Origin of the sequence: Trinickia sp. Y13 (assembly GCF_029522115.1) — a bacterium.
Lineage (GTDB): Bacteria > Pseudomonadota > Gammaproteobacteria > Burkholderiales > Burkholderiaceae > Trinickia.
The window spans coordinates 650,789-662,997 of the sequence record NZ_JAKWFK010000001.1; the positions used below are offsets into that span (position 1 = coordinate 650,789).

The 12,209-nt window shown below is 64.9% G+C and carries 12 protein-coding genes; 10 read left to right on the plus strand and 2 right to left on the minus strand.

The features are described 5' to 3' along the window. The first annotated feature begins 202 nt into the window (after positions 1–202). The 3 genes from panE (at position 203) to MMB74_RS02850 (ending at position 2,974) form a co-directional block, all read left to right on the plus strand. Positions 203–1,135 carry a 2-dehydropantoate 2-reductase gene (panE, locus tag MMB74_RS02840; RefSeq protein ID WP_277427133.1) on the plus strand — a complete coding sequence of 311 codons (933 nt, stop codon included), beginning with the start codon at positions 203–205 and terminating at the stop codon, positions 1,133–1,135. A 35-nt stretch (positions 1,136–1,170) separates the two neighbouring features. Beyond that, a complete protein-coding gene (locus MMB74_RS02845; RefSeq protein ID WP_277427062.1) occupies positions 1,171–1,635 on the plus strand; it encodes an Lrp/AsnC family transcriptional regulator in 465 nt (154 codons plus the stop codon). Between the two features lie 241 nt (positions 1,636–1,876). Then, complete coding sequence (locus MMB74_RS02850; protein WP_277427063.1) at positions 1,877–2,974, plus strand: saccharopine dehydrogenase NADP-binding domain-containing protein; 1,098 nt, start codon at positions 1,877–1,879, stop codon at positions 2,972–2,974. Positions 2,975–3,213: 239 nt separating this feature from the next. Here MMB74_RS02850 and MMB74_RS02855 read toward each other — a convergent pair whose 3' ends face one another. Then, a complete protein-coding gene (locus MMB74_RS02855; RefSeq protein ID WP_277427064.1) occupies positions 3,214–3,804 on the minus strand; it encodes an ATP-binding protein in 591 nt (196 codons plus the stop codon). Between the two features lie 454 nt (positions 3,805–4,258). On the opposite strand from MMB74_RS02855, the gene MMB74_RS02860 reads away from it, so the two are divergent. The 3 genes from MMB74_RS02860 to MMB74_RS02870 all read left to right on the plus strand — a co-directional run bounded on the left by MMB74_RS02860 (position 4,259) and on the right by MMB74_RS02870 (position 6,999). Continuing rightward, positions 4,259–4,708 carry a nuclear transport factor 2 family protein gene (locus tag MMB74_RS02860; RefSeq protein WP_277427065.1) on the plus strand — a complete coding sequence of 150 codons (450 nt, stop codon included), beginning with the start codon at positions 4,259–4,261 and terminating at the stop codon, positions 4,706–4,708. A 102-nt stretch (positions 4,709–4,810) separates the two neighbouring features. Further along, complete coding sequence (locus MMB74_RS02865) at positions 4,811–6,301, plus strand: FAD/NAD(P)-binding protein (protein ID WP_277427066.1); 1,491 nt, start codon at positions 4,811–4,813, stop codon at positions 6,299–6,301. Continuing rightward, the gene (locus tag MMB74_RS02870; RefSeq protein WP_277427067.1) at positions 6,298–6,999 is read left to right on the plus strand and encodes a glutathione S-transferase family protein; all 702 of its coding nucleotides are present in this window, start codon (positions 6,298–6,300) and stop codon (positions 6,997–6,999) included. The genes MMB74_RS02865 and MMB74_RS02870 overlap by 4 nt, the downstream gene beginning before the upstream one ends. Positions 7,000–7,017: 18 nt before the next feature. Here MMB74_RS02870 and MMB74_RS02875 read toward each other — a convergent pair whose 3' ends face one another. Continuing rightward, entirely contained in the window at positions 7,018–7,755 is a 738-nt protein-coding gene (locus MMB74_RS02875) for a helix-turn-helix transcriptional regulator (protein ID WP_277427068.1), read from the minus strand. A 195-nt stretch (positions 7,756–7,950) separates the two neighbouring features. Here MMB74_RS02875 and MMB74_RS02880 point away from each other — a divergent pair, with 195 nt between their 5' ends. The 4 genes from MMB74_RS02880 to MMB74_RS02895 all read left to right on the plus strand — a co-directional run bounded on the left by MMB74_RS02880 (position 7,951) and on the right by MMB74_RS02895 (position 12,189). Then, positions 7,951–9,273 carry an MFS transporter gene (locus MMB74_RS02880; protein WP_277427069.1) on the plus strand — a complete coding sequence of 441 codons (1,323 nt, stop codon included), beginning with the start codon at positions 7,951–7,953 and terminating at the stop codon, positions 9,271–9,273. 93 nt (positions 9,274–9,366) lie between these two features. Continuing rightward, a complete protein-coding gene (locus tag MMB74_RS02885) occupies positions 9,367–10,695 on the plus strand; it encodes a SidA/IucD/PvdA family monooxygenase (protein ID WP_277427070.1) in 1,329 nt (442 codons plus the stop codon). Continuing rightward, positions 10,692–11,114, plus strand: a complete 423-nt coding sequence (locus tag MMB74_RS02890) for a cupin domain-containing protein (RefSeq protein ID WP_277427071.1) — start codon at positions 10,692–10,694, stop codon at positions 11,112–11,114. The genes MMB74_RS02885 and MMB74_RS02890 overlap by 4 nt, the downstream gene beginning before the upstream one ends. A 1-nt stretch (position 11,115) precedes the next feature. After that, positions 11,116–12,189 carry an FAD-binding oxidoreductase gene (locus MMB74_RS02895; RefSeq protein ID WP_277427072.1) on the plus strand — a complete coding sequence of 358 codons (1,074 nt, stop codon included), beginning with the start codon at positions 11,116–11,118 and terminating at the stop codon, positions 12,187–12,189. The last annotated feature ends 20 nt before the right edge of the window (positions 12,190–12,209 follow it).

A 12,209-nucleotide genomic window follows, 5' to 3' on the forward strand; every position in this document is an offset into this window, starting at 1 on the left:
CATCGAACAATGAGACATACGCTTACATTTGAAACGTATTTGCTCTATAGAAGCGCCCGTGCGCGAAAACGGCAAGTCGATACGCGCAGGCCGTCGCAGGTGCGCGCGCGTGCCGCGCTCAGCGCGCGAACCGAGGCTGTATTACAGTGGCGCTCGTGCCTGTCTCGCGGTGGCCGCGAGGGGCGATGATCGAGGAGCGATGATGCGGATTTTGGTCGTGGGTGCCGGTGCGGTGGGCGGGTATTTCGGCGGGCGCATGGCGTTGGCCGGTCAAGACGTAACCTTTCTCGTGCGCGAAGCACGCGCCAAGGAACTTGCGGCGAACGGGCTCGTCATCAAGAGCCCGCGCGGCGAGGCGAAGCTCGCCAACGTGAAGACGGTACTCAGTGAAGACATCGACGCGCCTTACGATCTAGTGTTGCTCAGCTGCAAAGCTTACGACCTCGCCAGTGCGATCGATTCGTTCGCACCGGCCGTCGGCCCAGCGACGGCGATTTTGCCGCTGCTCAACGGCATGCGGCACCTCGACGTGCTCGCCGAGCGCTTTGGCGCCGCGAGCGTCTTGGGCGGCGTGTGCTTGATCGCGGCGACGCTCGACGCCTCGCGCGCGATCGTTCAGATGACCGACATGCACGCAATCGTCTTCGGCGAGTTGGACGGCGCTAAGCGCCCACGCACCGCCGCCATCGCGGCAGCGCTGAGCGCTGGCGGTTTCGACGTCGATCCGACCGATGCGATCGTGCAGCAAATGTGGGAGAAGTGGGTTTTCCTCGCGACGTTGGCGGCCAGCACGTGTTTGTTCCGAGCGAGCGTGGGCACCATTTTGAGTGCACCCGGCGGCGAAGCGGCGATGCGCTCGCTCTTCGAGGAATGCGGCGGCATCGCCGCCGCCCATGGGCATGCCATGCGGGCGCCGTTCGCCGAACGCTCGGGCGCCATGTTGTTCGCGCGGGGCTCGTCGTTGACCGCGTCGATGCTGCGCGATATCGAAAACGGCTCGCGCACGGAGGGCGATCACGTTCTCGGCGATATGCTGGCCAGACGCAAAGCGCCGGCCACGAACGACGGGCGGCCTTCGCTGCTCGAACTGGCTTACACGCACGTGAAAGCCTATGAAGCGCGGCATGGGCGATAATTCGACCCTTCTTGTTCCACTAGCCGCCGCCACCGATGAGACCTCCGCGCCTGGACCAGCTCGATGAGCTCGACCGCAATCTCGTGACGCTATTGCAGGCCAACGCGCGCGAGAGCGTGGCCAATTTGGCGCGGCAGCTGGGCGTGGCGCGCACGACCGTGCTGGCGCGCATCGAGCGTCTCGAGCGCATGCAGGTGATCGCCGGTTACGGGGTGCGGCTCGGGCAGGACGTGCTCGACGCGAGCATCAACGCTTATGTCGGCATCATCCTCGCGCCGAAATTCGGCCCGAGCACGCTCAAGCGCCTCGAAAAAATCCCCGAAGTCCAACTGCTGTGCGCGGTGAGCGGCGAGTACGACTACGTCGCTTGGCTGCGCGCGCCCTCGCCGGATCGTCTCAACGAACTGCTCGATCAGATCGGCGCGCTCGAGGGCGTGGAGCGCACGACGACTTCGATCATCCTCGCGCGCAAGATCGACCGCACCTCGTTCGGCGGCTGATCGGCGCGCGCCCCGCGCGGGCGACGCGACATGCCTTTGCCCTTCGTCCGTGGCGAAATCGGACGAAATGTCGTGCGTCTTCGACTTTTCGTCGAAAACTCGCACGCGCGCGCAGCACTTTGCACCTATTTTCCGTGTTCGCGGCTCTCTACACTGTTTCGAACGCAGCAGCGCGTCTCCGGCGCGCAGGCCGCAAGGCCTTTGCCACGAAAACTCGAAACATTCAACGAAGGAGAACCGCATGAAAGTCGCTATCGTCGGTGCTGGGCTGATCGGCCACACCATCGCCCATATGCTGCGTGAAACCGGCGACTACGAGGTCGTGGCGTTCGATCGCGATCCGCAGGCGCTCGAGAAGCTGGCGCGCGAGGGGATCGCGACCGAACGCGTCGATTCCGCCGATTCGAATGCGATCCGAGCCGCCGTCCAAGGCTTCGACGCGTTGGTCAACGCGCTGCCGTATTACCTGGCCGTGAACGTCGCGGCCGCGGCGAAAGCGGCGGGCGTGCATTATTTCGATTTGACCGAAGACGTGCGCGCCACGCATGCGATTCGCTCGCTCGCCGAAGGCGCGCCGCAGGCCTTCATGCCCCAATGCGGTCTCGCACCGGGCTTTATCGGCATTGCCGCGCACGAGTTGGCCAAGCGGTTTTCGGAAGTGCGTGAGGTCAAGATGCGCGTCGGCGCGCTGCCCGAGTTTCCGACGAACGCGCTCAAGTACAACCTGACGTGGAGCGTGGACGGCCTCATCAACGAGTACTGCCAGCCGTGCGAGGCGATTCGCGAGGCACGCACTCAGTGGGTTCAGCCGCTCGAAGGGCTCGAGCACTTCTCGCTGGACGGCACCGAGTATGAAGCGTTCAACACCTCCGGCGGCCTCGGCACGTTGTGCGAGACGCTGGCGGGCCGAGTCGAATCGCTCGATTACAAATCGGTGCGCTACCCGGGCCATCGCGACCTCGTGAAGTTCTTGCTCGAAGATTTGCGTTTGTCGAGCGACCGCGACACGCTCAAGACCATCATGCGTCGAGCCGTGCCGTCCACGTCGCAGGACGTCGTGCTGATCTTCGTCACGGTGACGGGCATGCGCGACGGTCAGCTCATCCAAGATGTGTTCACGCGCAAGATCTTCGCCAAGACCGTATGCGGCATGCCAATGAGCGCGATCCAAATCACCACGGCCGGTGCGATGTGCGCGGTGCTCGATTTGTTCCGCGAAGGCAAGCTGGCGCAATGCGGGTTCGTGCGGCAGGAGCAGGTTTCGCTGGGCGATTTCCTCGCGAATCGATTCGGCCGGCTGTACGAAGGCGCGACGCTGGAGGCCATGGCGACTGCCTAGCCGCGCCAGTCGACGAACGTGCACTAGCGAACATCCTCGCATACGCCCTCCGGTGCAATGCCGGGACGAGGGCAGCCTGAGAGAAGCGGCGCAGCCGTGCGCGCCGCGCGGAGAAAGCGGCACTGAGCAGGGCCTCGAGAACGCCGCTTCAGAAGAGGGCAGCCACGCATGCGTCGATGCATGCGTGGCGAGCCTCCCGCCGCGCCGGTGCGTGAGCCCCCGGTGGCGCCGGTAGCCTTTTATTCCCCCGAATCCGTGACAATCTTGCGCAGCAACGCGTCGAACTCGGCCGTCGTCGGCGCCGTGTTGTCGAACATGATGAGGCCTTCGCGCGCCGCGCCGCTCGGCTCGAAACGCCGCTGCCTGTATTCGTCCCAGTGTGCGAGCTTGTAGGCGTCGTTGGGATTGTGGCGCGCGATGATGCGTGCGTGTGCCGTCGCCTCCGAGGTATGGACCCAAACGATGCGCAGCGTGACGTCTTCGCCGACGCCGAGCCAACTGCGATCGAACAGCTTGCGCTCGCGGACCTCACGCGAGAGCGGGCCGACGACTAGCGCACTCACGCCCAATTCGAGGTTTTCGCGCGCGGTGTCGAGCAGCCCCTGATACTCGGGCTCGCGCAAGTGTTGCAAGTAGAGCGGGCTGTCGCGATCGTTGGGGTCGCCCGTCAGGGCGCCCATCGCCGCAGCGCTGTAGCGGCCATAGAGCGTGTCCTTGTCGAGCAGGCAAAAGGCTTCGCCGGTTTCCCGCATGAGCGGGCCGACGAGGCGCTTGGCGAGCGTCGTTTTGCCCGTGCCGGCATGGCCGCAGAAGAATACGAGGTGAGTCACGAACCGGGTTCCTTGCTGAGAGTGCCGCGAAAGCGCGCCGTCAAGCGCGCGGCCCTCGCGGTGTAGCCGATCGCGCATTCGATGACGAGCGGGGCGCGATCGACCTGTCGTATAGGGTCGTATAAGTTCATGCATCTTAGCAGTCCGGCCACGGGGCGGCTGCTCTCGATCCGCGCTGGCGCACGGCATCAACGGGGCGCTTCACGGGGCTCGTTGTTCGCGAGCGTCACGGTTCACCGGCTTTGCTCGACGGCGCTTCGACCGGCGTGCGCGCCCGTCCGATGTCCTTTGTTCCGATCGAGCGGCACGCATCTTCACACAAGCACCGGTGCAGCCGGTGTCGGCCCGCAATGCTTCGATACGCGTCGAAACAAGCTTCGCTCGCTCGCGGCTATAGTCTGCGTTCCTGTCGTGCGGCTCCGAATGGAGGCGGGCGACGCCTCGGAGAAACTCGATGAATCACACCGCCGATGCCAAATTGATGCTGCACATTTTCGAGACTTGGCACGATACGGTCCGCAAACGCGATCTGAAGTCTACCGCCGCGCTGTACGCGGAGGATGCGATTCTCGAAACGCCGTTGGCGCTGGCGGTCTACCCCGAGCGGCAGTCGGGCGTCCTCATCGGCCGCTCGACGATCCTCACGTTCTTCGAAGACAGCATCCGCAAGTTTCCGAGCGATCTTTCCCAGTGGTATCGAACCGGCGTCTTTTTCGTCAACGGCAGGCAGCTGACCTGGGAGTATCCGCGCGTCGCACCGGCCGGCGATCAAGTCGATCTGATGGAGATGATGGACATCGGCGAGCATGGCCTCATTGCGCAACATCGCGTGTACTGGGGCTGGAACGGCGTGAAGCTACTGGCTCGCGCGCTGAACGCCGTCGGCGAGCGCGCAGCGCGCTAACGGGCCAGCCGGTTCGAATACGGTAAGCGTGTGCGGCGGCGAGGACAGGCGAAACAGATAGCGACGGCGGCTTTCAATCGCACTTCGATTCTCAGGAGCGTTATGGCAGCAAGGCGAGGTGAACGCCGGCTGGTGATCGTGGGCGGCGGCGCAAGCGGCGTTGCCGCGTTCGTGGCGGCGGTGCGATATGGCGTCGCGCGATCGATCGATCTCGTCGATCCGAGAGGCGTCGGGCGCGGCACCGCGTTCGCGGCAAAGCATCCCGCGCTGCTTTGCAATACGTCGGTCGAGACGATGTCGATCGTCGACGACGATCCCGATGACTTCCTCGCGTACTTGCAATCGATCGGCGTGATGGCGACGAGAGATGGGTTCGTCTCGCGCGCCTATGTGTCCCGATACCTCGCATCGCGATATGACCGATACGCCGCGCTGGCGTGCACTTCCGGCATCGAACATCGACTCGTGACCGCCGCCGCGCTTCGCATCGAACGCATCTCGGAGAGCGAGTACCGGGTCGCGCTCGAGAACGGCATGACATTACACGCGACCGACGTCCTCATCTGCACCGGGCATGGGGCGCCGTACGTTCCCGACGCCGTTAGGCCGCATCTGGGACAGCCGCAGTTGTTCGAGAGTCTCTACCCGGAAGGGCGCGTTCTGGCCGAACTCGATGCGCGCTCGCGCGTGCTGGTGCTGGGCAGCCGGTTGTCTGCGCTCGATTCGGCGTTGCTGCTGTGCGCGGCCGGGCATTCGATCGACATCGTCTCGCCGTCCGGGCGATTGCCTGCCGTCCGCACGGCGACGCCGCGTGCGTGCCCGGTTCCGGTCGATGCGGCGGCGCTGGCTCAGGTGGACTTGGATTCGGCCGCCGCCACGCTGTCGTGGCGGCTCTTGCGGATTCTCGCACGCGCGGCGCGCGCAGTGCGGGAACGTCCGTTGAGCGCTCAGGTGGAGCGCGCTCGCGAGCCGATCGAACGCATGCGGCGCGAGGCCGAACTCGCGCGGCGCGGCGCGACTGACTGGCAGGAGATTCTCGTCGCGCACATGGACGCTGCGCAGATGCGCTTGCGCGATGAGCCCCTCGAACGCCAGCGCCATGCGCTGGCGGAATGCTCGCGCGTCGTCGGGCGCTACTTGTTCGCCTGTCCGCTGCAAAGCGCCGACAGGCTGATCGAATACGCGCAAGCGCAACGCTTGACGGTAAGAAAGGCGACGCCGGCCGCACTCGATCGCGGCGTTCGGTGGACCGTGCGCTGGGACGACGGCGGACTGGACGAGTACGACGCGATCGTCTGCGCGACGGGGTTTTGCAAAGCGCCGCTCTATGCAAGCGCACACGTGATCATGCTGGGCGAGCATGCCGCCGCTGCCGGCGCGAGTTTGCGCGTGGGGTCGGACTTGCGCGTGTCGTTGCCTGGGCTCGCCTACCCAGAGCGCATATGGACGCTCGGCCTTGCGTCGCAATCGGGCGCACCGATCGTCAACGCGGTCTACCAAGCCGTGCGCCAGGCGCACGAGCTTTGCCAGTCGTGGCAAGCGGCCGACGCCGCGGTCGCGCCGCCGCGATTCGTAGCCGAGGAGGCGCAATGAAACTTTACGGAGATCGCGGATCAAGCAATACGCGCCGCGTGCTGACGGTGATCGCTCACCTGAATTTGCCCGTCGAATTCGAATTCGTGAACTTGTTCGTCGGCGAAAATCGCAAGCCCGCGTATCTCGCGCTCAGTCCGAACGGTACGATTCCGGCCTTCGTCGACGGCGACATCGCGTTGTTCGAAGCGTCCGCCATCATGATCTACTTGGCGGAGCGGGCCGGCTCGACGCTTTGGCCGGAGGGCGTTGCGCGCTTCGAGGTGCTCAAGTGGATGTTCTGGGCCGCCGAGCATTTTCGGCGCGGGCCCGCGGTGCTCATCGACGAGCGCTTCATTCATCGGCTAAGGGGGCAACCCGAGAGCCCGGCATTGGTTGCCGATGCGGTGAAATCGATTCATCGCTATGCGGCCGTGCTCGACCGGCATTTGCGCGATCGCGCGTTCGTGACCGGCGAGACTCCGACGCTGGCCGACATCGATCTCGCTTCGCCATTCAGCCACGTGCCGCGCACGCGTGCGCCGTTCGATGCATATCCCAACCTGTGTGCATGGCATGCGAGGCTGGCCGATGCGATACCGGCCTGGCGGGCGACCGGAGACGAATTGGAGAGGCGGATTGCCGAGATCGAAGCGTCGTTCGCATGCGGCGACGCATCGCGCCTCGGCTTGCCCGCCGCCGCCGTCATACCCGGTTGAGAGGAAAGAGAGCGAGGGTCAGGCGCTTTCCCGATACTCGTTGAAGCCGGCTCCCGCGTTGCGCAGCGCCTCGAGTTCGATGCCGAAATGTTCGCGCAGCGCATCGGCGCCGGCCGGCGTGATCGTGACCGCGCGCGTTTCGTGCCCGCGCCTGAGCCACGCCCAGGCACAGAAAGCATTCATCAGATGCGCGCCTAGCGGCCCGGCGATATGGTATTGCCGCTCCGTCCAATCGAGGCAGCGGTGGGCGTGGCCGGTTTGGTTCGGGAACGGGCCGCCGACATCCAGCCCGAGGCGCTGCAGCAGCGCATGTCCAGCCGGCGTGAGTTCGTATTCGTAGTCGCTGCGCTCGGCGAGATACCCGCGCCCGATCATCGCTTGCGTGACGGCCACGCCGACCTGGCCCGCCAAATGGTCGTAGCAGCAGCGCGCAAAGCGCAATTCGCGTGCGCAGCGATTGGGCGTCGAACGCCATTCGGGCGTGACCGGGCCGACCGAGGCCAGGCTTTCGAGCACGCGCGGCACATGCGGGCCCGCCAGGCTGTAATAGCGGTGCCGCCCCTTGCTCTCGACGCGCAGCAAGCCGCCATCGAGCAGCTTCGACAAGTGGGAGCTCGCAGTTTGCGCGGTCACGCCGGCTGCGTCGGCGAGCGCACCCGCGGACCGGGCGAAGCCGTCCGCGAGCGTAATGAGGATGATCGCGCGCACCGGCTCTGCGATCAAATGCGCGACGGTGGAAATATTGTGCTGACTCACTGTTTGTTGCCCTCAGGTTCGAACAATCTATTTATCGTTTTTTTGTAGTTTTTTAAAAACATCGAAAAATGCTTCGATACGCTTCGAAGCATTCTCGATGAGTACGAGATTATAGTCAACAGACCATTCCGAACCGGACTCATTGCCGTGAATGAAACGAGCGAATATAAAAAAAGCGTAATATTGGCGACGAGTTTGAGCTACGTCGTAGTAATTCTCGATACGACAATTGTCAATATCGCCCTTGCCAAAATCGCCGCCTCGCTTGGCGCCGACGTGGCCGGGCTGCAGTGGGTCGTCAATGCCTATACGCTCACCTTCGCAAGCCTGTTGCTGACCGGCGGGTTGCTTGGCGACCGGCTCGGCGCCCGCAACGTCTACTTGACGGGGCTGCTCGTCTTCGCGGCGGCGTCCGCGCTGTGCGGATTCGCGCCGAATCTACCGGTCCTCGTCCTCGCGCGGGTGATGCAAGGCATCGGCGCCGCGCTGCTCGTGCCGTGTTCGCTGACGCTGATCAGTGCCGCTTATACCGACGCTAAGCAACGAGCGGGCGCCATCAGCGTTTGGGCGGGGTGTGGCGGCATTGCGATGGCGGCCGGCCCGCTCGTCGGCGGCTTGCTCGTTCATTGGCTCGGATGGCGCAGCATCTTCGTCGTCAACGTGCCGATCGCGGCATGCGGCGCTTTGCTCACGCTGCGCATCCCGGCCACGCGTCGCGCTCGCGTCGAACACATGGATTTCGCGGGCCAGGCCGCGGCCATCGTCGCGCTTGCATGTTCGGTGGCCGTGTTGATCGAGGGCGCGAAGCTGGGGTGGCGCTCCGCGTCCATCGTGACGGGCGTCGTGGCGGCCGTCGCCGGCTGGATCGCATTCGTCTTGATCGAGCGTCGGCGCATGCGGCCGATGCTCCCGCTCGCGCTCTTTCGCCATCCCGTGTTCTCGGCATCCGTGTTCGTGTCGCTGATCTCCGCGCTCGTCTTCTATGGCCTGCTGTTTTTGCTGAGTTTGTATTTTCAGGAAGGCCGCGGCTGGCAATCGTTGCAGACCGGTCTCGCGTTTCTGCCGTTGACGGTGATGGTGACGGCAGGCAGCTTCTCGGCCGGCAGGCTCGGCGCCGCTTACGGCACCGGTCGCGTCGTGATCGGCGGTTTCTTGCTCTACGCAATCGGGTTCGCGGGGTTGCTCGCGCTCGCGCACGATGCGCCGTATTGGCGTATCGCGTTGTGCTTCCCGGCGGTCGGCTTCGGCTCCGGGGTCATCACGCCGGCCGCCACGGCGACGCTGCTCGGCGCCGTCGACAAGACGCGCGCCGGTGTCGCCGCCGGTGTGCTCAACGCGAGCCGGCAGACCGGTTCCGCATTCGGCGTCGCGATCTTCGGCTTGCTGCTCGGCGCGACCCAACCGGCAGGCGGCGTGCATGCCGCTGTGAGCCTTGCTATCGCGCTGTCGCTGCTCGCGGCCTTCTCTTGGCGCATCACGTTGTTGCTTGCCGCACGGGCGCCGGGCGCCGTCGCCTGATTTTCGCTGCGCTTTATCGCGTCCGGGCGCACTGCGCTCGGACATTTGCATGTCCGCTGTTTCATCGTCGCTTCGCCCATACAAGGACTTGAAATGCGCTATTCATCAACCAACGGCCCGATCGACCTGGTGGGAATCGGGATCGGGCCGGCCAACTTGAGTCTTGCCGCACTGCTCAAGCGCCATCCCCGCGTGCGCGCCCGCTTCTTCGAGCGCCGCGCGCAATTTCAATGGCACGCCGGCTTAATGCTGCCCAACGCGTCGTTGCAAGTCCCGTTTCTGAAGGACTTGGTCAGTCTCGTCGATCCGACGAGCGAACTGTCGTTTCTGCAATTCTTGGCCACGCATAAGCGTCTGCTGTGCTTCATCAATGCCAATTTCCCGCAAGTGCTCAGGCGCGAATTCAACCAATACTACCGGTGGGCGTGCGAGCAATTGGACACCCTCGATTTCGGTCGCGAAGTGGATGCGGTCGAACTCGACGGCGAGACCTTGATCGTACGCGGCAACGGTTGGAGCCAGCCGACCCGCAGCGTGGTGCTCGGCACCGGGCTGCAAGCGGCCGTCCCCGACTGCGCGAAGCCGTGGCTCAGCACCACCTTGCTCCATGCGTCGCAGTACTTGATCAACAACAATCCGGTCGAAGGCAAGCGCGTCGTCGTGATCGGCGGCGGGCAAACCGGCGCGGAAGTGTTTCATCATCTGCTGTCCGATTCGGGCGCGATGCCGGCCAGCGTGACTTGGGCATCGCGTCGATGGAATTTCGCGCCGCTCGACGAATCGTCGTTTACGAACGAGCTCTACACGCCCGGCTATAGCAATTACTTCTACGACTTGCCCGAGACGTTGCGCGCCACGCTGTTGGCCGAGCAAAAGCTTGCGAGCGATGGCGTGTCCTCGGCGCTCCTCGAAGCGATTTATCGCCGGGTCTACGAACTGCGTTACGTCACCGGCATGTCGTGCAATTTGCAATTGCGGCCAGCGCGCGAATTGATCGCGGTCGCGCGGCGGGGCGATGGCTGGTCGATCACGTTCAGGCACCTGCAGCGCCAAACGCACGAGACCATCCATGCCGACATCGTCGTGCTTTGCACGGGCTACGCGTACGGGATGCCTGCTTGCCTGGATGCCATTGCCGATCGGATCGAGCGCAGCGGCGATGGCTATGTCGTCAACCCCGATTACTCGATCCGTTGGGATGGCCCCAAGGGCTGCCGGATCTATGTGCAGAACGCGGCGAAGCATCAACGCGGCATTGCCGATCCGAACCTGGGCCTGATCCCGTGGCGGTGTGCGCAAATCATCAACAGCGTGGCGGGATGCCAGCTCTACGACGTCGACGAAGCGGCGCCGTTCGTCCATTGGGAAGCGCAGCCGATGGCCGTGCAAAGCGGGACTCCGGACTTGGAGATGATGTCGTGAGCGCCGCATCGAATGACCTGACGGCCGGGGGGAGCGAACGCCGATTGCCGGCCGGTCGCGGCGAGGGGCGTGCGCCATCGGTTTTGGCTGTGCCGAGTGCGCCAGCGATCGAGGAGGTCGAGGAAGCGGTCGACCTACCGGGCGTGCGTCTGTTCATGCATGCATTCGGCGACCGGTTAGGCAGCGCGCCGCTGCGCAGCTCGCGCTTCACGATCGAGCCCGGCTGCGGCACGGGGGAGGACCGGCACGCCGTGCACGAGATTTGGTTCGTGTCGAAAGGCCGGCTCGACGTCTGTTACGACGGCGAGTGGTATCGCGTGGAAGCCGGACAGGCGCTGTTCTTCGAGCCGTGGCGACCGCATTTCACGCGCAATGCCGGTGACGAAAGCGCACAGATCTTTTCGGTATGGTGGGCGTGACATGAAGCGCGATTACGATCTGGTGATCGTCGGCGGCGGCATCGTCGGTGCGTGGACCCTGTGGCTGGCGCAGCGGCGCTTTCCGCAATGGCGGATCTTGCTCGTCGAGCGCTTTCGCAATAGCGAGGGCGCGACGGCGCATTCGGCTGGGGTGCTGCTCGCGACGGGTCGCACGCCGCGCGAACGACACCTCGCGGCGCTAGGCGCGCAACTGTACGGTGAAATCCGTGCCTCGTTGGACTTGCGCACGAGCGCAGCCGACGTGTTTTGGGTCACGGCCGCCGCGAACGCACCGGCATTGCGCGAAGTCGCGGTCGATTTCGCGATCGACGAGACGCCGGTCTCGCCGCGGGCATTGCAGGGCCGCTTGCCGGCGCCGCTCGAGCTAGGCGCGAACGAAGTATTGCTGCGCGGCGGGCAAGCCGTGAGCCACGATCCGGCATCGATCGCTCGCGCGCTGATCGAGGCGAGCTTGCGTGCGCCGCAAGTGTTCTGTGTCGAGGGCGCGGGCGTGCGCGAGCTCGCGCGTCACAAAATGGGCGTCGAAGTGCGGCTCGAGGGCGGTTGCGCCGTCTATGCGGCGCGAGCGGTCGTGGCCGTGGGGCCGTGGCTCGTCGGCGAGCCGTTCGCCCAAACGTTCGGCGCGCTTTCATCGGTGCGCGCGGTGAGGATCAAGAAAGTCGTCGCGCTGCACGTCGATCGTGTGCCGCCGCCCGACGCCGCCGCCGTGTTCCTGCCGCAGGCCGACGCGTATTTGATGCCCTTGCCGCTGCGCAAACAGTGGTTGTTCAGTTTCCGCGCAGACGAATGGGACTGCCGGCCGCTGAAGCACGCGCTCGAAATATCCGCTCAGGACCGTGAAGCCGCACTGCGTATCGTCGATCGCTATGGACTCGGCCCGCGCGACGCATACCGCGGTGGCCGCGTGTTTTGCGACGCCTATACGCCGACGGGCGAGCCGCTCGTCGAGCGGGTGCCGGATGCCCCGATCGTCCTCGCGGGCGCCGGTAGCGGTGCGGGGTTTCGGCTATCGCCGGGGCTCGCGCACGAAGCATTGCGTCTGCTGACCGATTGACGGTTCTACGGTTCTACGGT